A 21,407-nucleotide genomic window follows, 5' to 3' on the forward strand; every position below is an offset into this window, starting at 1 on the left:
AGCCAGTCCACGCCAGCCCCAGGCACAGTGAGTGATCAGGCCCCTGAGGCCTCCCTTCCCCTCGGCCCAACCCGGCCAGCGGACAATGCCCTGATCCGGATGCGTAGGTCAAGCGAGCGGATTGCTCACCGAACCTACGAAAGGAGCACACCATGTGGATCGTCTGGTGACCAGCATGAAGTGAATCGACGGCGACAGGCATGGGGTCGGTACCACAGGGTACCGACCCCATGACCCCGTCCCCAGGCCCTGCTTCAGAGTGGTCCGCAGCGGCCTGCGCATCTGCCGGATTGGCATCATCGACAACACCACTGGACCCGACGAAGGAGCTCATCATGTGGCTCTTCTGGTGAGACGAACCGTGGCCATCCCTGTCTGCACAACCGGGGCCAGTCCTCCACCAGGACCTGGCCCCGGTTGTCGGTGGATTCCAGATGCGTAGGTCAGGGCAGAAGATGTCCCGCCACGCGAAAGGAATCCGACATGTGGATCGTCTGGTGACCAGCACATGACCTTGGTTGATGAATGCTCAGGGGTCGGCACCGCAGGGTGCCGACCCCTGATGCCGTCTCAGGCCTGTTCCGCGACGAGGATGGTCTCGGCGACGGTGAGGGTCTCGGTCCACTCCCCGGCATCGGCCAGGGCGAGTTCCAGCAGCTCCCGGGTGGCGTCGTGTTCCGCCGGGCGCTCAGCCAGTGCCCACAGACCCATCGCCTGCTCCAGAGCGGCCTCCGCACTGCCCAGCAGATCGAGGTCGGCCACGACGTTGCGCAGACGCAGGGCGCACACCGCACGGGCACACCACCGCTCGGCCTCCGCCACCAACGGATTCCGCTGCGGCGACGGACCGGCTCCGCGCACCCGAACGTCCAGCCGGGCACCGTCACCCACCAGCCGGTTCGCCAGGGCGACCTGCTCACCGGACAGCTCCGCCACCCCACTCCACGGCCCGCCGTCGTCGGAGCGGGTGAGCCCCCCGGTCGCGATCGGCATCGGCCATCCGGGAGCCAGCACGTCGAAGAGCATCCCCCCCGGCGGGTTCGGGGCCGCACCGAGCAGCCGGAACACCTCCCCGGTCCCCTCCACGGTGACCGTGACCCGCCCCGAGCCGTCACCCTGCTCGACCTGCCAGCTGACATTGCCCTCACGCCGCGAGACCAGCCCCAGCGGGATGTCCTGCCAGTCCACCGTCGAGGTCCCCACCACGGTCGCCCCGCCCGCTGCCAGCGCCAATTCGGGCCGCAACTGCCCTGCCCAGTCGACGACACCCGTCGAGCGGGGTGTGGAGGCCTCCGACTCGATGCCGTGTGCCCACGTGACGGCGGTGGCATGGGCGTCGCTGAGCGGGCTGGTCTCGGCGATGAGGAGGTCGAGGGCCCTGGTGAGCAGGGCACGGACCGCTGGCTGGGCCATGGCCGCGCCCACGGCCACGGGACGAGACATCAGGGCCCCCAGCAGCTGCTGGAGATCGGACAGCCAGTCGTCGTCGGTCTCGACGATGCCCCTGAGCTCGGCCAGCAGGGTCATCTCCTCCAACAGCAGCAACGCCGGGTCGAGGGGCAGGGCCGCGTTGCGCTGACACCAGCGGTTCTCGGCCAGGCGGATGAGCAGCGCCAACGACGGCTGGGCGACGACCGGGCAGGTCACATGTGTGTCGTCGCGGTGCAGGGCACGCTCCAACACCTCATCGGCGACGGCGTTGCCGTACAGCTGTTCCAGCACGGGCACGGCCAGGCCGGGGTCGGCCACCAGGCAGGACGGCAACCGGTCCGGGCGCGACGGATCGAGTTCGAGGGTTGCGCCGAAGATGTCCAAGGTCACCGCCCCGGCCGGTGCCACCGGTTCCTCACCAATCATGACGGCACCGAATCCGACGTGACGGATCACCACCTCTCGGGGCTGGTCGAACGTCATGGATTTTCCTTTTCAACAAGATTCATCATGTAGTCGAGGTCAGGAAGGAGGAATTCTTCGGCTGCACGACGATACTCCTCCATCCGTTCCGGGTCGTGTTCGCGGAGCCCTTCAGCCACCTCTGGGTTTTTCACGAACCAGGCATAGGCACGATTGAGGGCATCCGGATCAGGTGACGAGAAGAGCACCTCGGCGGCTGGATCGGCCTCAGGGCAGGTGAGGTCCGCAACACTCAGGGTGAGTGCACGCCGTCGGTGTTCCTCCCCCGAGGGAATCCCCTTGAACACGGCCCGGGTGACGATCCTCCGCGCCTCGGTGGCCTCGATGGGACGGCGACGACGATCCTGCATGAGGCAGTCCATCCAGGCACGTCGCATCGCGTGCTGGTGGGCGCGTTCCATCTGCTCGTTCCGCAGCAGGTAGCGGCCCTGCTCCTGCCTGGCGCAGAAGGTGCGGATCATGGCCTCCGCCAGCGCCGTGAGCTCGTCGTTGACCGGGAGATCACTCGTCCCGGTGGCGGTGACCGGGCCAGGGGTCCGTTCCCAGGAGCGGTCCTCGTCAGGGTCCTGGCAGGGCTGGTCGGCCACGGAGGCACGCCCCATCAGCAGCCCCTTCAGCAGGCTGTAGAGCACCACCAGGGCTGATTCCTGGTGGAGCCCCAGCCGTCCGCAGGCCCGGGCCACCTCGGCACGGGCGAGCTCCTCACCGTCCCCGGGCACGACGGTGTCCTTGACCGCCAGGCGGAACCGGGAGTGGACGGAGCGGGCCAGGCCGTCCCAGGTGTTCTCCCGCCCGGAGCGGGTCAGTGGCGGACGTTCGTCGTCGCCCAGCATGACCCGGCTGTGGGGATGGGCCAACAGGTGTGCTTCACCCTCGGCCAGCCAGAGCTGGTCGTAGAGCTCCTGGAACCGGCCGAACTCCTCCCGCTCAAGCATCCGTCCCAGTGACGGTGCATTGGCCAGGTGGGTGCTGACCACGGCCTCGAGCTCCATCTCCCCCAACGGCTCGTCCCTGAGCCATCCCTTCGCGACGGCCCGCACCAGGCACTCGGCGGCCGTCCCGGCCGTGACGTCCAGTCCCCGTCGCCTCACCTCGTCCATGGCATGGTCCACGACACGGCGCACCAGCCTCAGGTCGACCAGGATCTGCGGCTCGTGCTCGGCCAGCCACGATCCCAGGCGTCGGTCCTCGTCCTCCTTGACCAGAGAGTCGGGGAAGTTCTTCCGGTACACGCGCAACAGCCAGTGCCTCGTCGCCAACGGGGCGCTCAACCCTCCACCCCGGGGGGCGAGGACACGCCAGTCCTGCAACTGCTCCAGCCACTGGGCGCACAGCCGGGAGAGTCTCTCGGTCATGGGTCTCACCTCCTCAGGTCGCATGTCTACACACGCATCTGACGGACAGCCTGCCCGCTCACTTCCTCCGCCACGGCCACCTCGCCCACGCGACAGGGGTTGCCGAGAGTTAAGATCCAAAAGGATGACCGAGGGGGAGGAATCTCAGTGGCGGGACGCGCAACAGAAGTGGACGTGAAGGCCTTGGAGCAGGAGGTCCTGGCGCTGTGTCGCCATGGCCTGCGGAACAGTGATCCGCCCGCCACTCCTGGGCTTCGTGACGTGTTGAGGATTCCGGGCGACCTCTCCGATGCACAGGCCCTGCCCCAGCTCCGGAAGGGCATCATGAACGCCATCAGCGGGCTCCCGGTGGAGATCCGCGACGCCTTCCTCGTGGCCTCCGGGGCTCGCCCCGGCTCATCGACCCGCAGGAACGTCCGCCTCCAGGAAGCCGCCAGTTTGGAGAAGGTCTCGGAGCGGACCATCCGCCGGAACGAGATCGAGGCGGTTCCCCTGCTCGTCGCTCGTCTGCTCGAGGGCGAGGAGCACGCGGTCGAGGCCTCCCGGTTCACCGTGACACACCTCCACCTCTGGCTGGACCTGAGTCTGCCCCGTCCGGTCCTCTCCCAGCAACGCACCATCAAGGTCCTGGCTCCTCACATGGAGGGGTTCTACGAAGAGTTCACCATCCCGGACCTCAGCGAGGGTGCTCCCGTGTGGCGGGATCTGGGTGGCTGCTCCGTGGACCATGTCGCCACCCTGGGAGGTGGGATGTGGGGTGTCAGCCACAGCTTCCCGCACCCGCTGTGGCAGGGTGACACCCACACCTTCTCCACGGCCATGCGTCTGCCGGACCACACCTCGCTCCGGCCCGAGATCAGGTTCCGTCCCTCCAACACCACCCTCGACACCGTCGTGGACATCCGTTTCGGCGACCACCTGCCCTCCCGGATCGAGTGCTTCGAGACGACAGCCGTCCTGGAGAACGTGCCTGACAAGGACATCACCCACCGGATCGTCCCTGACGCAAGTGACCAGCGCATCGAGTTCAAGGAAATCCGGTTGGGATGCACGGCCGGTGTCCGCTGGTTCATGGATGACTGATCTGCTGACAGATCCCTGACAATCGTCGCCGAACCCTTCCCTTTCGGCCATGTCGTCCATCAGGCTTGGAGTCACACCGGCCACGGCGGCCGGTGGATGTCAGAAGGGACTGCAGATGACGACGATCAGCCTCCCCGAGTTCGCGGAGATCACGTGGCAGGCCACGGCTGCGTGGCGCGTCACCACCTGCCACGACGGCGGACGCTGCCCCACCACCCGGGTCCCTTACGGCCACGAGGATCCCCGCGCGGAGCTGATGGCCGCGGAGTGCATCCAGGCCGGTTGCCTGGATCTGATCCACGAGCTGTGGCGTCATGTCACGGAGACCTTGGACAGGAGGTCCGCGAAGGGTGGGCTGCCCCGGGTCGACAACCTCGGCGGCTACATCCGGCAGATGGTGACCCGCAGGCTGGCCGACATCAGACGCCAGGAGCGGGTGAGGCGCGGGTTTCCCGCCAAGACCCATCGTGACGACGGCGCTCCCGGCCGGGTGAATGCGGCGCTGCTGGCGGGTGGGGATCGTCGCGGGCCGTGGCTGGTGCAGCTCTTCCGGATCCTGCGCTCCTACCCCTTCGGGGCGAACCACGTGCCGGGGCACTGGCCGGTCAGCGGACTGATGACGGAGCACCGGAAGACCTACGGGGAACCCCTCGACGAGGCGCAGGTGCTGGCCGACATCAAGACGGTGCTGCGGGTGGCCCGGGCGACCCTGGGGGATGTCTGGGTCCACGACCACCTGACCCTGCCGATATACAGCAGTGGTCACTGCGAGGCCCTGTCGGACACCAGTGCCCTGGCCGAGCCACCCACCATCGACCACGTCGGGTTGAGCATGGTGCTGTCCCGCTACGCCCGGCTCCGACGAACGGGGCGTTGCGAGGAGGACGCCCTGCAGGAGGCCGTCCGGGAGATCTTCGGTATCGAGGTCGTCGTGGGCCGGGAGCTCCGTGAGGCCCTGGCGGAGTTCCGGCAGGCCGAGTGGGACACGACCATCGAGGGACCGGGTGTGAGGTCACATCGACCCCACCCCTGATCAGGCTGGTCTGACGGACCTGACACCACGAGGCCGAAACGAGGAGCGACAGGCGGGAGAACCACCCGAGGTTCGGTGAGGTCAGCAACCTCCGGGCATTGTCCGCGTCGCATTCTTCCACTGCCCACACCGGGGCGCGAGTGTCAGCGAGCAGTCCGCCTCGAGCCCCGGGCATGAGCTCCAGGGGGCCCGGGCGTGGTCTCGACGATCAGCCGCTGGGTGCCCCCGTCATCACCTCGGGAACCATCTGCTGCTCCTCCCGATCTGCCCACCGTCGCGCTCCAGGGGTCAAGGCGATCCACATCGTCGGCTCCGCGCGGACAGCCATCCCACTCCCGTCGTCGACCGTGACCTCCCCGGAAGGGACCACGAAGCAGAACCCCACCCGCTCACCTTCGGTACCGAACTTCTGTCCTTTTCGTCGGCCGGTTTCTGTAACGTTGGGCGCGTTGACGGTGACGTGAGTGGAGGTGTGTGGTGATGGACGAGCTGGTGACCCTGGCCACCGAGGCCCCGTCGAGTGCTTCGCTGGCGCGTTGGTTGCAGGGGCTCAGCCGTGCCGAGCGGACCACCCACCAGGCGACGTGGCTCGCCCACCAGCGCGACATCCGGACCCAGCTGATCGAGGCCGGGGCCCAGGCGCGCCACATGATGCTCGCCGCCAGCTTCGGCACCCGACCCGAGCCGCTGCTCTCCGAGCTCGGCGGCAAGGGGCTGCGCTCCCTGGTCCGCGACGACGCCGCCCTCGACCACATCGCCGCCGCCAGCGCCGCCCAGGGCCGCGCCTGGTGCGAGGCCCTGATCCGGCTGGCCACCCACGACGAGGACACCGCCCGGCAGGCCTGGCCACTGACCAGCCGCGTCGCCACCGCAGCCCGCCTCCCACTGCCCACCGACCGGGGCTCCTGGCTCGGCAGGCTCCGCCCACCCCGCGCCGGACAGGACCGCAGGCTCTTCGACCACATCGTCGCCGAACTGGCCACCCTCACCCCCGCCGAGCACCGTTCCGCCGTCGCTGCTCTGAAGAAGGCCCTCACCAGCCGCACCCACGAGACCTGGCGGGAGCCCCTGCACGGCTGGACCGCCCCGCTGATGCTGGAGATCGGTGGCACCCCCGGCCAGGTGGCCCGCACCTCCGTCGGTCTGGCCTGGAGCGGCACCGCCGCCCGCGACCACCTGGTCCGGGCCCTGCTCACCCGCGACGACACCTACATCCGCGCCTTCATCGACGCCATGCTGCAGGCCCAGCTCTCCACCCTGCCCGTCCCTCTCCTCGACCCCCTCATCGACGCCCTGGACCTGCCCATCCCCAATCATCCGCACTACCTGGAGGACTGGGTGCAGGACCACTCCCGGCCCCGCCCCGGCACCCGCTGGGTGGAGCGTTTCGTCGCGGCCTGCCAGGTCCCCAACCTGCTGGTCCGGCTGCCCGAGTTCCAGCACTCCATGCAGGCCGACGTCGCGCGGATGCGTTCCCAGGAGGTCGTGGACGACGACGCCCTGGTGATCGCGTTGCTGTCGGTGCTGGAACGCGGCGACCGGCGCGGCCCGCAACGCCAGGCCTGGCAGTGGCTCACCGGGCTGGGCCTCACGGGCACCCTCATCGCGCACCGGGACCGTGCCATCGACGCCGCCCGCCACACCGACTCCTCCGTGCTGCGCAGCGTCGCCGAGGTGCTGCTGGCCAGCGGCGCCCTCGACCAGGAGCAGCTCACCCGGTTGTCCCTGACCTTCCTGCCCCGCAAGGAACGTGAGGCCAAACGCAGGATGCTGCGCGCCCTCAGCCACGTCGGGTCCCCCTCACCGGAGCTGATCGACGCCGTCCGGGCCGTGGCCTCCGACGCCGACCCCCGCACCGCGGTGATCGCCGCCGATCTGCTGTCCCGGTGGTTCGGTGAGGAACCTGCCCCGGAGCCCCCCGCCTCTCCCCGTGGTCTGTGGCGGGACCCGGTGGGGAGACCACCGCGGCCACTGCCCGAGTTCGACACCGACGCCCTTGTCGTCGATGCCGACCGCTGGTCGACGATCCTCGCCACCGCCCAGGTCTGGCCGCAGCCCGTCGTCGCGCAGGAGCGGGCCCTGGCCGCACTCGTCGCGACGGCCCACGCCCGGGGGGTCGAGGCGTTGCTGGAGTTCACCCCGGATCACGAGACCCCGGACGAGGCCCACGCGGCCCTGCTGGGGCAGCTCGGCTGGGAGGTCGGGCTCCAGGATCGTGCGGACCTGCTCGCGGGGCTGCTGCACCGTCGCACCGCCGAGCTGGGGGCCCGCCTCGGTCGGGTCCCGTGCATGCTCTCCGCGCCGTCGCACACCCGGCTACGGTTGTCGTGGGAGATGCTCGCGCAGCGTGTCGCGCAGTACCGCGAAGCCGGCCGGGCAGCGCTGCCCGCGGATGTCGCCGTCGCGCTGGGACGTCTCGATCGGGCCACCGTCCCCGACGACCTCTCCGGGTACCGGCTGCCCATCGACGGCTGCGGCCATGGTCTCGACGAGGTGCTGACCGCCTGGCGGGACACCCCGGTGACCCCCGCTGCCCTGACGCTGCTGCCACCGCCGGAGCAGCCGCTGCACGGCTCCGTGTCGTCGATCCGTTCGGTCCCGGAGGTGACGGGCGACGAGCCGGGTGGTCTCGACCTGCTCGGGATCACCTCGCCGTGGAACTCCACCTTCCGCCCCGGTCGTGACGAGGGCCCGTGGGAGCATGCGCTGCTGCCGAATCATCCGTCGCGGGGGGCGGCGGTGCAGCTGCGGGCCCTCGAGGGCACCCACACCCCGCAGCTGTTGAGTTTCCTCGCCCTCGCGGAGGTGGCGGGATCGTTCGGGCCGGTGATGGGTCTCGCGACGGTGGTGGCCGCCGCCGATGCGACCTCCCCGGACCGCGAGGCCCTGGCCGCCACCCTCATCGACGCCTGGGACGAGGGTCGTCTCCACCCCGATGACCTCGCCGCCGCCTGGGCATCCCCGGAGCGGGAGGGCTGGCCGTTCTCCGTCCCGAAGTTCGCGATGCTGCTGCGGCTCATCGCCGACAACGGTGGGCTGGCGCTGGCGTGGCCGAGCCTGGCGGCCCTGGTCGAGGACATGGCTGGCCAACCCAAGGTCCCGAGCATCATGGCCAGCACCCTGGAGGCCCTGCTGGGCTACCTGCCCGAGGTGCCCGGCCCCGTCGCCCTCCCCAACGTCGCGGCGCTGGCGGAGCGGGGCGGCAAGGCCAAGGCCCCCCAGATGGCGCGCAGGGTGGTGGCGGAGCTGCACCGCAGGTGAGTCCTTCGAGGCTCCCGGGACACGGTTGTCGGTCCCGTTGTACAGTCTCCCCTGTCGTTGACGACGGCGTGGAGGTGTGATGTCCGGGCAACTGGTGGAACTGGCCAGGCGGGCCTCGTCGAGTGCCGCCCTGGCGGAGCGGCTGCAGGATCTCAGTGACGACGAGCACGCAGCCCTGGCGCAGCAGTGGCAGCAGCACCACCGCGACATCCAGCACGACCTGTTCGCCGTCGGGGCCCTGACCCGGTTCGCGATGCTCGCGGGCTCCTTCGACACCGAGCCGGAGCTGCTGCTCGCCGCGCTGACCGCCAAGGTCTGGCGTTCTCTGGCGCGCGATGCCGCCGCGCTGGACCACATCGCCGGGGCGGCCGCGTCCCGGGGGCAGCAGTGGTGCCGACAGCTGTTGGCCGCAGCCACCCGGGGTCAAGCCGAGGCCTGCCGGTTCTGGCCGCTGACCAGCCGTGTCGCCACTGCCGCCGAGCTGCCGCAGCCCGACGACCTCGGCTCGTGGCTGGGGAGGTTCCGCCCACCACGATCCGGCAAGGAACGTGCCCTGTTCGACCACATCGTCGCGGACCTCGCCACCCTTACCCCGGGGGAGCGTCGCTCGGCGGTCACCGCGTTGAAGAAGGCCCTGGTCAGCAGCGCCCACGAGCAGTGGCGTGATCCGCTGCAGGGCTGGGCGGTACCGCTGATGCTGGAGATCGGCGGCACCCCGGCCCAGGTAGTCCGCGCGCTCACCGTGCGGTGGAGCCGGATCGGCTCCGCCCCACGCGAGCACCTCACCCGGCAGTTGCTGACCCGCGACGACGACACCGTCGGCGACTTCGTCGCTGCGGCCTTGAGGTCCCGGGGCGTCGCGGGGCAGGTGATGCTGCTGGACCCGATCCTCGAGGCCCGCCAGCTGCCGATCCCCGACTCCCCCGCCTACTTGGGGTCGTGGCTGCGCTCCTGCCCCGAGCCGAGGCCCGGCATCCGCTGGGTGGAGCGGTTCGTCGCCGCCTGCCGGGTCCCGAACGCCTTCGCGACCGACGGGGGCTTCCCCGAGTGGATGAGGGCGACGTTCCAGAAGTTCCGTGCCGCCGAACCCGTCGACGACGACGCCCTGGTGGTCGCGCTGCTCGGCCCACTCGAACGGGGGGATCGTCCCGGCGCGCAGCGGTCGGCCTGGCAGTGGATCGTCGGGCTTCAGTTGGAGGCCGCGCTCACCGCCCACACCGATCGGGTCATCGAGGCGCTGTCCAGCACCGACGGGGCCGTCGCGAAACAGCTGGTGACGCTGCTGCTCGAGGCCGACACCCTCAGTGACGACCACCTGGGGCGCATCGCATTGGCCGTTCTGCCCCGCACGGAGCAGGGACTGCGGCGACAGGTGGTGAAGGCACTGCGTCGCCTCGATGTCCCCTCCACGGACCTGCAGGACCTCGTCACGGCGTTGGCCGAGGACCCGGACGTCACGACGGCGGGGCTCGCCGCTGACCTGCTGTCCCGCTGGGGTGCCGCCCCCGCGGCCGGGGCGACGGCTCAGGCGGAGCTCCTGGGGCTGTGGCGGGACCCTGCAAGGACCACGCCCCAGCCCAGCCCCGAGTTCGAGCCGGACCACCTGGTGGTCGATGCCGTGCAGTGGCAGGAGCTGCTGGCGGGCCTGGCACGGTGGCCGAAACCGATCGTCCCGCAGGAGCAGGCCGTGGCGGCTCTCGTCGCCACCGCCCACGCCCGGGGATTCGGGGCTCTGGCGGAGCTGGACCAGGGCGGCAAGCACGCCGACCCCTCACCCGAGGCGCTCCGGCGACGGCTGTTGCATCCGCTCAGCACCTGGGAGGCGGACAAGCACCACCACCCGGACCAGCTCTCCCGGCTGCTGCATCGCCGCACCGGGGAGCTCGGCGCCCACCTCGGCCAGGTGCCGTGCATGCTCTCCGCGCCGTCGCACACCCGGCTCAGAATCTCCTGGCAGGTGCTGGCCGAACGCGTCGCGCAGTATCGCGAGGCGGGTCGAGCGGCGTTGCCGACGGATGTCGCCGTCGCGCTGGGCCGTCTGGAGCGGGCAGCCATCCCCGACGACCTCTCGCGCTACCGGCTGCCCATCGCCGACTGCCCCCATGGTCTCGACGAGGTGCTCGCGGCCTGGCGCGACACGCCCGTCACACCTGCCACCCTGAAGCCCTTGTCACGGCCTGGTACCTCGTGGCCCACCCCGGAGCTGACCGGGGATGAGCCGGGCGGTCTCGACCTGCTCGGTGTCACCTCGGTGTGGACCGCGCCCTTCCGCCCTGAACGTGATGACGTCGTCTGGGCGCTGGCGCTGCTGCCGAACCATCCGTCGCGCGGGGCCGCCGTCCAGCTGCAGCAGCTGCAGCGTGGGGCACCGGTGCTCGATCCGTTCCTGGCCCTGGCCGAGGTGGCGGACCCGTTCGGCCCGGTGCTGGCGTTCACGGCCCTGGTGCTGGCCGGTCAGAGCTCACTGCGGGAGCGGGAGGGCCTGGCCGCGGCCCTCCTGGCTGCCTGGGAGGAGGGCCGTCTCGGTCCGGATGACCTCACCGTCGCCTGGTCCTCCCCGTGGCGAGACGGCTGGCCGTTGTCCGCCCCGAAGATCACCCCGATGCTCCTGGGCATCGCGGAGGCCGAGGGCCTGGCCCTGGTCTGGCCGCTGCTGGCTGCCATGGCGGAGGAGATCGCGGCCCGGTCGAAGATCCCCGGCACCGCCGCGACCATCCTGGAGGCCGTCCTCGCCCTGCTCCCGGAGGTCCCCGGACCCGTGGAGCTACCCGCCATCACGGCCCTGGCCGACCGGCGCGGCACCTCCAAGGCCGTGACCCTGGCCCGAGGGATCGCGGCAGCACTCAAGCGACGCTGACCCCGCTGCTCCCACCAGCACGAACCGGTCTCGAACCGTCAGGAACGACACGTCACGACCACTGGTGTGGGGAACCGGTCACCTCCTTCCTGTCCTCGGCAGACCGGGACGTCACACCTCGGCCGCTGGGGCCGACGACGACTTCGATGGTGCAGGCGCATCCGAGATCGGAACCGCCGACGGGGTCGGTGACGGTTCCGGGGTCGGGGCCGGTGGGACGGTCTCCTCCATCACCTCGGCCTCGTCCGTGGTCAGGATGCCCGGCTCCGGATCGCAGACATCGCCGATCCCGTCGCCGTCGACGTCCGCCTGGGCATGGTTGGCGACATCCGGGCAGTTGTCCTGCGCATCGGGGATGGCGTCGCCGTCCCGGGAGACGTCCACCGTCGTGGTGGCGACGGCGACCTGGCCGCTGGCATCGGTCACCCTGAGCCCCACCTCGCCGCTGAACTCCGCCTGCCAGGTGTGGGCGAGGGTCGGGCCGTCGCCCACGGTCTCGAAGACGCCGTCGCCGTCGAGGTCCCACTCGAACCGCGTCAACGCACCTGTCGGCGTGAACGAGGCCCGGGCGTCCAGCACCGTCTCCTGTCCCGTCGCCACGACGTAGGGGCCCTGGATCCAGGCGAACGGCTGCAAGGACGCCTGCTGCGCGCCGTCCGCCGTCGTCACCATGTGTCCGGCAGCCACCGGGCGGGCGTTCGCCGGAACCCCCACGCCGCCCCTGACCGCCTCGGCCAGCTGCTCATGACCGATCAGGTTGGGGTGGTACCACTCCTGGCTCTCCCACGAGAACCGCGACTCGGTCTGCCCCGAGGCCCCGAGCCGTCCCTCGGTCTCCAGGAACTCGTTGAGCCAGCGGTGGGCGTTGCGGGACCCGGAGCTGGGATCCGGCTCATGCCCGGCGAACATCGTCAGGACCGAGTCGACGAAGCGGACCCGCTGCCCGGAGTGCTCGTTCCATGAGGCGACGATCGTGGCCTGGAGCTCGGCGGCCTCCTTCGCGACGGCCCGCACCTCGGTCGCCGCCGGGTAGGAGAACCGCTCCTTGCAGCGCCCCCAGTGCCGCTTCACGCACTCGCTCAGCACATACCCCGGACGGTCGAGGCTGAGATGCGGGTACCCGACGAGCACGATCTGGGCGTGGTCCCCGGGCAGCCGCTCGTCCAGGGCGCGCAGCATCGCGGTGACCCGCTCCTTCAACACGCCGTCGCGGATGAGGGAGCGTGCCCGCTCCACCGCGTCCCGGCAGCCCGTCGCATCACGCAACCCCACCACGAAACACTGCGAGAGAATGTCTGCGAATCCCGCGTCGTTGCCCCCGACGGTGAGCATCACCAGGTCGGCCGACTGCGGTACGTCCGGGACCTGTCCGTGCTGAACCTGCTCGGCGGTGGCCCCGGAGTGCGCCAGCACGGTCAAGGTGGCGTGAACCCCCGAGGAGTTGAGCCACTCCACATATCTGTGCCCCCAGTTGTTCCGACTGCGGAAGGAGCCCTTCGGGCCGTAGTAGGCCCCGGCCCCGTTGCCCGCCGAGTACGAGTCACCGATGACGACCACCGACAGCTGTCGCTCCGGGGCGGCCTCAGCGGGAACACCACGCACCCCGGACAACCCGGTGAGAGCCATCACGACGGCCACGAGCACCGCCGTCATCCTGCTGTTGTTCATCCTCGACCTCCTGCTGATCGATCCACGGTGATCTGAGGATGAGGCTACGTGATGGCCCTGACATTTTTGTCCGAGTCGCTGCTTATGCTCTTCCCATGACCACCACTCCGCCCGGCCCGATCGATCTGCGTGACCTCGTGCTGACCGATCGGCCACTCACGGAGATGCTCGATCTCGCCGCACGGCTGGAACTGACCGCCAAGGAGGCTATGCAGCAGCTCCGGGTGATCCAGGCCGAGGGGACGGGCGGAGACCTCGAATGGCTCCGCAGCAGGAACGACGACGTCAGGTTCAACCGCGAGCTGCGGTACCAGGCGCTCGCGCTGGTGTTGCCGTTGACTCCCCTCCAGTTCACCAGGGTGAGTTCGGCGGTGAACCTGGGCCACCTCATCGTCGACCCGGGGTCTCGACCTCGGTTCCTCGACCTGTTCCGGGCCCGGGGACGGGACTGGCTGGAGGACTACCTGCGACGGATCACCGCCGTCGCCCTGCCCCTGGTGGCCCATCGAGGGGTGCATGAGCTGATCCTTCACCTCGGCCTGCCGCTGCCCACCGAGCCCCGGTTCTGGGTCGAGTGGGTGCTCGGCGACGGGTTCCCCCGGCCCGGGCGCGAGTGGCAGCGTTTCTTCCTCGCCGCCTGCGCCAGCCCCGAGGCGTTCCGGGGCCCCCGGGTCACCCGCGACGAACACCGTCGCCTGGTCCGGATCGACGAGCTGCGCGCGGTGGAACCCATCGACGACGACGCCCTGCTGCACGCCCTGGTCACCGCCCTCGTCCGGGGTGAGCGGCCCGCCAACCAACGGCACCTCATGATCTGGCTGGAGGACCTCGGTCTGCTGCCCCGCCTCCACGAGAAGGCCGACCTGCTGGTCGGGGCGGTGCCGCTGCTGGACTCGACGGTGGTGAAGGAGCTGCTGGCCCAGACCCTGCGCGACGCCTCGCCGGAGTACCTGGGGCGTCTGGCCCCGGAGGTGCTGAGCCGCAGGGAGAAGACGATGCGACGGCAGGTGTTGCGTGCCCTGGAGCGCCTCGATCAGCCCTCGCCGGAGCTGGTGGATGCCGTGACGCTGGCCGCCTCGGACCCGGATGCCGAGATCGCGGCACTCGCCGTCGGACTCAGTCAGCGCTGGGGTGCCGAGGTGGCCTCCGGGCTCGGGCTGTGGCAGGATCCGTCGCTGCCGCAGGCGACGGAGCTGGCCGAGACGACGGCGACGGACCTGCCCCGGCTGCTGCTCCAGGAGCCGGTCGAGGGTGATCTGCACGTTCCCGTCGAGAACTTCACGTGGCTGGAGCAGGTCCTGGCGGCGCTCGTCGCCCACGGGTACGAGCACGGCCGGGCGGACACCGTCACCGTGGTCTCCACCACCTTCGAGCGCGGCCTCGACCTGTCGTTGCCGCGAAAGATCCTCGACGACTGGGTCGCGGCCGAGCACGAGGCCAGAAAGCTCTCCCCCGTCGGGTGGCGCAAGGGACTGGACCTGTGGGCTGAGGCGCGGATCCTCGACGCGCTGGGCGCGGTGGGCCGGGTGCCGTGTCTGCTGTCCACCCCGACCCACAGCGATGGTCATCTCGCCTGGCAGGTGTTGGTGGAGCGGCTCGGGAGGTACGAGGCTGCGGGGGTGGAGCCCGTCGCCTCGGACCTCTACGTCGCGCTGGGGCGGGTCTTCGACGATGACGGGTCGCCGGTGCCCATCGCCGAGGAGGCCGTCCGGGCGTGGCGGGCCACCCCGCCCGGGGAGCCGGAGCCGGTGGTCGCGGAGCAGTCGGTGCTGATGCGGATGCTCAAGGGGCAGCGTCGCGGCATCAAGGTGACAGGTGATGAGTCGCCGCTGGTGAAGGTGTTGGGGCTGGGATCGCCGTGGGATCGCTCGCCGTGGTGGCGGCCACAGCTGGCCGACTGGGGCTGGGGGACCCGGCTGCTGCCGCGGCATCCCGGCCAGGCGTGGGGGTATCTGCTGAAGTCCCGCAGATCGTGGTCCGCTGCGTCGTGGCTGGGAACCATCGGGGGGACGGTGCCCCGATTCGGGGCACTGGGCAGCTTCGTCGCGCTGGTCATCACGGTGATCGGGCACCGGGAGAGGGAGGAGGAGATGGCGACGGCCCTGGTCGAGGCCTGGGACGAGGGCCGGGTCACCGCCGATGATCTCATGACTGCCTGGCGGTCGCCGTGGTGGCAGGAGTGGTGGTGGCGTGGCCAGCGGGACCCGAGGCCGTTGGCCCGGGTACTCATCATGGTGGCCGAGTCCGGTGGGCTGCAGCTGGCGTGGCCGCTGCTCGTCACGGCGGCGGAGGAGATCGCCGCGATGGACCCCCTCCCCGAGGACGCCTTCGCGGTGCTCGAGGCCGTGCTCCGCTACCTGCCGGAGGTCCCGGAGGTCCCACCGATGCCCGCCGTCGCGGCCCTGGCGAGGCGGCGGTCGTCGTCGAAGGCCGTCCGGGCCGCCAAGCAGATCGCGAGGACCTGAGTCACGACCCGGCCGACCTGCGAAGTTCCCACTTCAGCCCGGCACCGGCTATGCTGTCGTGGTCCTCGGGGCATTAACTCAATTGGTAGAGTGCCACCTTTGCAAGGTGGAAGTTAGGGGTTCGAGTCCCCTATGCTCCACAGAGCCCTTGGCCGATCACCTCCGGCCGGGGGCTCCTCCTGTTCCTTCCATGGGTTCTGGTGTTTTCTGCCATTCCTCGAGCCCCGAGGCCCCCATGACGGCCGAGGAATGGCAGAAAACACCGTACTCACCGCTCGACCTGGTCCCGGAGCCGTCCCAGGAACTCGACGACCGCCTGCCGCAGGGCCCGGGGGTTGCGGACCGGTCCGGACAAGATGCCCCGTTCCACCACCAGGGTGAGGGCCGCCAGCGCCCCCTCGAGTTGCTCCTTCGACAGCGGCCCGAAGGCCGACGAGGCCTGGAGCAGCCCCAGGGTGGTCGCACTCAGGGCGACGGCGAGCCCGTCGAGGTCAAGGTCCGGCGGGATGGCCCCGGACTCCGCGAAGACCCCCAGCAGCACCCGCACCCAGCCGAGTCGCGACGCATAGCGCTGCGATCCCATCGCCTCGACCTGGCTCCCGAGGACGTCCCGATCGCTCAGCAGTGCCGCCGTCGCGAGTCGATCCGACAGCAGCGCCTCGATGCCCACCCGGTACAGGAGCGCGAAACTCAGCTCACCGTCGGGCACCTCGTCGAGGGCGCGCTGGCTGTGGCGGATCATCCGTCCCATGGCGCGGGTCAGCAACGCCTCCAGCAGGGCCCCCTTGGACCGGAACTCCAGATAGACGGCCCCCTTCCCGACCCCGGCCTGACGGGCGACGTCAGCGATCCGGACCGCGTCGAATCCCTGCTGCAGGATCTGCTCCTCGGCGACATCCAGCAGCACCGATCGCCGGTTGGGAATCGTTGGACGCGGCATCACTGGCCACTCCCGGTCGCACTCTGTTCCATCCACGTCATTATCCACGCGATGGTCTTCCCCCATGTAGTGACCTGATGTAAACTTCTGGTCACTACGATGGGAGGACCCGATGTCCACGAGAAACGACACCGGAGGCGTCGTCGCCACACCCGGCTGGCGACACCACCTGTTCGAGGTCGCCGGAGGACCGATGTCGGTCCATGAGGCAGGAGTGGAAGGACGCCCCGTCGTGGTGCTGCTGCACGGCGCTATGTACGACGAGGCGCGTTTCTCCTGGGATCAGCTCTTCCCCACGCTCGCCGAGCACCACCACGTGTATGCCGTGGACACCCCCCGCCACGGTTCCTCGCGCCCCTGGGCAGGACGCCTGACGCACCGTCGCCTCCTGACGATCCTCGAGGCGACCTTCCACCACCTGGCCCTCGACACCTTCCACCTGGTCGGCCTGTCCATGGGAGGGGCCCTCGCGATCGGTCACGCCGCCAGCCACCCCCGCCAGGTCGACAGCATGGTGCTGGTCGAGCCGGGCGGACTCGGGCGTCGCCTCAGGCACCACTTCCCCCTCTGGCTCTACCTCCACACCCCGGGCACCCGACGGGTGTTCAACCGGCTGCACCGGGGCAAGGACACCACCGCCTTGATGCGCACCCTCGCCTCGTTCTTCACCAGGGGCACGACGCCGACCGCCCCCGAGCGGCTCGCTCAGATCCTCAAGGAGGAGATCGACGGCAAGGGCAGGTACGCCGAGGCCGATCTGGACGACTGGCAGGTCGACGCGATCGGAGCTCTCCGACTCTCCTGGAATCTCCTCGACGAGATACCGGCCCTGCGCTGCCCCACCCTGTGGCTGCGCGGCGCCGAGAGCACCCTCGTCAGCCAGGAGGAGATGGCCCACGCCGTCTCCCTGCTCACCGACGCGGAACTCCGGGTGATCCCGAACGCCGGCCACCTGCTGCCCCTGGAACAACCCGATGCGGCGGCCCGGGCGGTCCTGGAATTCCTCGACCGGACGAAACGACCAGGACCGCCCGGAGAGCACCAGACCCGGTAGACTCCTGCCCCACGGCGTGTAGCTCAACAGTCCAGAGCATCGGGCTGGGACCCGAAGGGAGCAGGGGCAGCACCTGCCACGCCGACCCGACGACGCGGAGACCACCATGGAGATCAACCCCGGGTATGCCGGAGGGCAGCAGGACAGGGCCGCCCACACCGCTGCCGCCCACCCGGACGAGACCATCCGCAGCGCGGCCCGGGACCGGGTGGCGCAGTGGCAGCAGGTCATCGACGGCATGGCCGACGGCACCCTGACCATCGGCAGCCGCACCCCGGTCGCCGGAGTCCCGGTCTGGGTGACCCAGCGGGTCCTGCGGGGCGGGTTCAGCACCGGGCGGGCCGTGGCGGCGGTACCACCGCAACACGACGAGAAACTGCGTGCCGAACGCCTCGGCATCCCCGCCGAGCGCCGGGCGATCTTCGAGTCCTGGCTGACCGCCGACGGCCTGGCCGAGCTCGAGGAGATGCTCACCACCCGCGGGTACGGCATCCACTGGCCGCAGCACGCGATGCTGCCCGCCGTCGCCGTGCTGCTGCGTCGCGGCGACCACGAGGCGGCCCGTCGGCTGCTCGACGAGGTGGAGCCCTTCGTCGACTCGCTGCGGTTCGCTCCCCCACCCGCGGCCCCCGTGAGCCTTCCCGACGGTCACGTGTTCCGGGCGACGACCGCCGAGGTCCGCGACGCGCTCCGGGCGATGCGCCCGAGACGACAGGTCGCGGCCGAGCACGAGGCGTTGACGGTGTGGGCGCCGTTGACCGACGAGGTGGTGGCGCTGTGGGCCCGCATCATCGACGACCCCGCGCCCACCGCCTCCGATCTGGATGCCGCGGGCGGCCTCATCGACTCGTACGAGACCGCCCTGCGACACCACACCCGTTGCCGCCGGTACCGGCGGGACGGCGAGACCCTGCCCGTCCTGCTCCAGGCCCTGCGGCACCTCGTCGCGGGCACCCTGACCGACGGTGTCCGTGACCGGGTCCGGCACCGGCTGGCCCGCGTCGACGCCAAACGGGGACTGCCCGGCAGCACCACGAACACGACGCTGCGGCAGCGCCAGGCCGCCACCACCGCCCGGCCCCTGCACCAGGAGGTCGCGGTGGTGCTGGCCGCGCGGCTGGACCGGCTGCGCGGTGACATCGGGATCACGGATCTGGCCGATGCGCTCGCCCCGATCCGGGCCGACGAGGCGACCGACCGGGTGCCCGCGGGCACGAAGGTGCCGCCGGGTGCGGTGCGCGTCATCCGGCAGGGTGCGGTCGCGGAGATCGGCTCGCTGGTGGAGCTCGGGGTGCTTCCCTCCGCGGAGACCCTGGCCCAGCTGGTGCCGCAACTCACCGCGGCCCAGGTCTCCGCCCACGTCGGCGACGGTGACGTCGGGGCGTTGCTGGCCGCGACCTACCGGGCCTTCCGTCGCACCCGCAGCCTGTTGTTGCTGAACCTGGAGTCACAGACCCGGTTCGAGGAGTTCCCGTGGGTGGCGGCCCTGCTCGAGGGCACGGCGGGAGTGGCCGACGACCCGGTGGTGGTCGCCCGTCGGCTGGCGACACTGGCGGTGGAGCACTTCCCCGGCACGCTGCTGCCGAACCCGCTGGTCCGCGAACTCGGGGTGCTGCTGCGCCTCGGTGGGGTGGAGCTGCCACTCACGGAGGAGTTGGCGGTCGACATCTTCATGGGCCGTTTCACACCGAAGTTCCAGCGGGCCGCGAAGGTCGCGGCGGACCTGCTGCAGGGCACCCTGTACGAGCGCTACCACGGTCTCGACCTCGCTCGGGTCGAGGCGCTGCCGGAACCGGTCGGCAGGGAGGTTCCCGCCTTCGACGAGCTGTGTCGTCGCGACGCCGTGCCCAGGCGCTCCCTGGCCGACAACGGCCGGATCATCGAGCGGCAGCAGATCCTCACCGCCGGGAACCTGGCGGTGCTGGTGAGCCTCGGGGTCGAGCCTCGCGACGGGTGGGGAGAGCTCGCGCTGCGGGCGGCGCGGCACGCGTTCCGGCTGCTCCGCCTGGCACAGCGCCAGGAGTACCCGCAGACCACCGTCAAGAATGCCGCCATCGCCTGGCGGCAGGCCCTGTTCTTCCAGGCCATGTCCGGTGACGACGCCGTCGTCGACGCGATCATGGCGGATCCGCTGGCCCGGCGGTGGCCGCCCAGCGAGGTGGTCGCGGGACTGGCGGCGTGTCGTCGCGGTGAGACGGTGGTCCCGCTCACGGGGTGGGATGTCGGTGGGGTCCGGTTCCACCGTCGGTGACCCCCGGATCCGACGCGTCGTGATGCCTTCCCGGTAGCCTGACCGGACTGTCGACGCGGAGCACCTGCGTTCTCCGCCACGTGGGAGGAAACACATGTCCGATACCCTGGCCCCTGCCTCCCCTGGCCGCATCAACGCCGTGCTGAGGACCATCGCGGGTTGGGACCGACTGTCGATGACCCTGCTCAGGATCGGTGTCCTCGTCGTCCTGTTCTGGATCGGCGGGTTGAAGTGGTTCAAGTACGAGGCGGACGGCATCGTCCCGTTCGTCGCGAACTCACCGCTGATGAAGTGGATGCTCGGGGATCCCGCGAACTACAAGGCCCACATGAACCCCGAGGGTGCCCTCATCGACGCGAACCGAGCCTGGCACGAGGCGAACGGCACCTACCCGATGTCCATCTTCGTCGGGGTGTGCATCGTCGGCATCGGTGTCCTCATCGCCCTGCACTGGGTGCGTGCCGAGATCGGCGTGATCGGCGCCGTCGCCCTCATCGGCTTCAGCGTCGTCACCCTCTCGTTCCTGGTCACCACCCCACAGGTCTGGGTGGCGGCCCCGGCCCAGGGCGCAGCCGACGCGGATCTCGGCTTCCCCTTCCTGTCGGGCAGGGGTCGCCTGGTGCTCAAGGACTGCATCCAGATCGGGGCCGGTTTCGTGCTCCTGGTCGACTCCGCAAGGCTGGCCCTCAAGCGCCGCGAGGCCAAGGCGGCCTGACAGGACTTTCGGTCGCTCATACAATGGCACCATGACGCCACGACGCATCAACCGCGACCGGCTGGGGCGGTGGAGCCTTCGCCTCGACGCTGGCTACTGCACCGTGCTGGGAGTCGCCCTCGTCTGTTCCTCAGGCTGGATCACCCACGGTCTCCCCCTCCCTCCTCCACTGATCGTCGTCATCGGTGTGGCGGTGGTGATCTGGGCGGCGGGCATCGTGTGGATGCTGAAACGACTGAGCCTGTCCTTGGCCCTTCGAGTCGTCATGGTCGCCAACACCGTGGCTGCCATCGCCGTCGGCCTGGTGTCGGTGGCCGCTGCCACTCCCCTCGTCGTGATCGCTGTCCTCGCCGTCGCCATCGACATCGCCCTGTTCGCCGTGAGCCAGGCCGTGGCGCTGCGGCCCTCGCCCCAACTGCCCTGAAAAGGGCACCCACCGGTCACACTGCCAACTCGAGACTGGCTGAGGTCCTCATCACCGACGTCGGCGTGTCAGGATCATCGACCTATGCTTTGTGCATGAGAACGACTGTGCGCTTGGACCCTGAAGTGGCCGCCGCAGTGGAGCACATGCGCGCGCAGCGTCACATCGGCCTGGGCGAAGCCGTGAACGAGCTGGCCCGAGCCGGCCTGTCGCACAAGAAACAGACCACCCGTTTCGAGCAACGCACGGCCGACGTGGGACTGAAGGGAGACGTCACCAACATCGCCGACACCACCGGAATCGCCACGGACCCGCCGCGTTGGCAGCCTCCCCTGTGAGCTGTCCCCCACTGCCTCACCTCGTGGTGATGTACCCTGCAGGATCCAT

General features: G+C 70.2%; 14 protein-coding genes and 2 tRNA genes. 12 read left to right on the forward strand and 4 right to left on the reverse strand.

The window, feature by feature from the left end; translation table 11 throughout:
* Positions 1 to 570 precede the first annotated feature (570 nt).
* Both EII34_RS09530 and EII34_RS09535 read right to left on the reverse strand, forming a co-directional pair.
* A complete protein-coding gene (locus tag EII34_RS09530) occupies positions 571 to 1,914 on the reverse strand; it encodes a hypothetical protein (RefSeq protein ID WP_124844930.1) in 1,344 nt (447 codons plus the stop codon).
* Complete coding sequence (locus EII34_RS09535) at positions 1,911 to 3,269, reverse strand: hypothetical protein (protein ID WP_124844931.1); 1,359 nt, start codon at positions 3,267 to 3,269, stop codon at positions 1,911 to 1,913. The genes EII34_RS09530 and EII34_RS09535 overlap by 4 nt, the downstream gene beginning before the upstream one ends.
* Positions 3,270 to 3,443: 174 nt before the next feature.
* On the opposite strand from EII34_RS09535, the gene EII34_RS09540 reads away from it, so the two are divergent.
* The 4 genes from EII34_RS09540 to EII34_RS09555 all read left to right on the forward strand — a co-directional run bounded on the left by EII34_RS09540 (position 3,444) and on the right by EII34_RS09555 (position 11,503).
* Positions 3,444 to 4,352, forward strand: coding sequence for a hypothetical protein (locus EII34_RS09540; RefSeq protein ID WP_124844932.1), 909 nt, complete (start codon positions 3,444 to 3,446; stop codon positions 4,350 to 4,352).
* 115 nt (positions 4,353 to 4,467) lie between these two features.
* Entirely contained in the window at positions 4,468 to 5,385 is a 918-nt protein-coding gene (locus EII34_RS09545) for a hypothetical protein (protein WP_124844933.1), read from the forward strand.
* A 480-nt stretch (positions 5,386 to 5,865) separates the two neighbouring features.
* Entirely contained in the window at positions 5,866 to 8,646 is a 2,781-nt protein-coding gene (locus EII34_RS09550) for a hypothetical protein (protein ID WP_124844934.1), read from the forward strand.
* 79 nt (positions 8,647 to 8,725) lie between these two features.
* Positions 8,726 to 11,503 carry a DUF7824 domain-containing protein gene (locus EII34_RS09555; protein WP_124844935.1) on the forward strand — a complete coding sequence of 926 codons (2,778 nt, stop codon included), beginning with the start codon at positions 8,726 to 8,728 and terminating at the stop codon, positions 11,501 to 11,503.
* Between the two features lie 111 nt (positions 11,504 to 11,614).
* Here the strand turns inward: EII34_RS09555 and EII34_RS09560 are convergent, their stop codons facing one another.
* Positions 11,615 to 13,171 (reverse strand): GDSL-type esterase/lipase family protein, encoded by a 1,557-nt coding sequence (locus EII34_RS09560; protein WP_124844936.1) that lies wholly within the window; start codon positions 13,169 to 13,171, stop codon positions 11,615 to 11,617.
* Between the two features lie 95 nt (positions 13,172 to 13,266).
* Here EII34_RS09560 and EII34_RS09565 point away from each other — a divergent pair, with 95 nt between their 5' ends.
* Positions 13,267 to 15,636 carry a DUF7824 domain-containing protein gene (locus tag EII34_RS09565; RefSeq protein ID WP_124844937.1) on the forward strand — a complete coding sequence of 790 codons (2,370 nt, stop codon included), beginning with the start codon at positions 13,267 to 13,269 and terminating at the stop codon, positions 15,634 to 15,636.
* Between the two features lie 67 nt (positions 15,637 to 15,703).
* Positions 15,704 to 15,776: transfer RNA gene (locus EII34_RS09570), tRNA-Ala, on the forward strand.
* A 128-nt stretch (positions 15,777 to 15,904) separates the two neighbouring features.
* Here the strand turns inward: EII34_RS09570 and EII34_RS09575 are convergent.
* Complete coding sequence (locus EII34_RS09575) at positions 15,905 to 16,576, reverse strand: TetR/AcrR family transcriptional regulator (protein ID WP_221620261.1); 672 nt, start codon at positions 16,574 to 16,576, stop codon at positions 15,905 to 15,907.
* Positions 16,577 to 16,688: 112 nt separating this feature from the next.
* Here EII34_RS09575 and EII34_RS09580 point away from each other — a divergent pair, with 112 nt between their 5' ends.
* From EII34_RS09580 to EII34_RS09600, 6 genes are all read left to right on the forward strand, one after another.
* The gene (locus tag EII34_RS09580; protein ID WP_124844939.1) at positions 16,689 to 17,630 is read left to right on the forward strand and encodes an alpha/beta fold hydrolase; all 942 of its coding nucleotides are present in this window, start codon (positions 16,689 to 16,691) and stop codon (positions 17,628 to 17,630) included.
* A 12-nt stretch (positions 17,631 to 17,642) separates the two neighbouring features.
* Positions 17,643 to 17,715: transfer RNA gene (locus EII34_RS15970), tRNA-OTHER, on the forward strand.
* Positions 17,716 to 17,736: 21 nt separating this feature from the next.
* Positions 17,737 to 19,881, forward strand: coding sequence for a transcriptional regulator (locus EII34_RS09585; RefSeq protein ID WP_124844940.1), 2,145 nt, complete (start codon positions 17,737 to 17,739; stop codon positions 19,879 to 19,881).
* 94 nt (positions 19,882 to 19,975) lie between these two features.
* A complete protein-coding gene (locus tag EII34_RS09590; protein WP_124844941.1) occupies positions 19,976 to 20,596 on the forward strand; it encodes a DUF417 family protein in 621 nt (206 codons plus the stop codon).
* A gap of 31 nt (positions 20,597 to 20,627) precedes the next feature.
* Complete coding sequence (locus EII34_RS09595) at positions 20,628 to 21,020, forward strand: hypothetical protein (RefSeq protein ID WP_124844942.1); 393 nt, start codon at positions 20,628 to 20,630, stop codon at positions 21,018 to 21,020.
* A 95-nt stretch (positions 21,021 to 21,115) separates the two neighbouring features.
* Positions 21,116 to 21,358 carry a ribbon-helix-helix domain-containing protein gene (locus EII34_RS09600; RefSeq protein ID WP_124844943.1) on the forward strand — a complete coding sequence of 81 codons (243 nt, stop codon included), beginning with the start codon at positions 21,116 to 21,118 and terminating at the stop codon, positions 21,356 to 21,358.
* Positions 21,359 to 21,407 lie beyond the last annotated feature (49 nt).

The organism is Arachnia propionica (assembly GCF_003859805.1).
Lineage (GTDB): Bacteria > Actinomycetota > Actinomycetes > Propionibacteriales > Propionibacteriaceae > Arachnia > Arachnia propionica_C.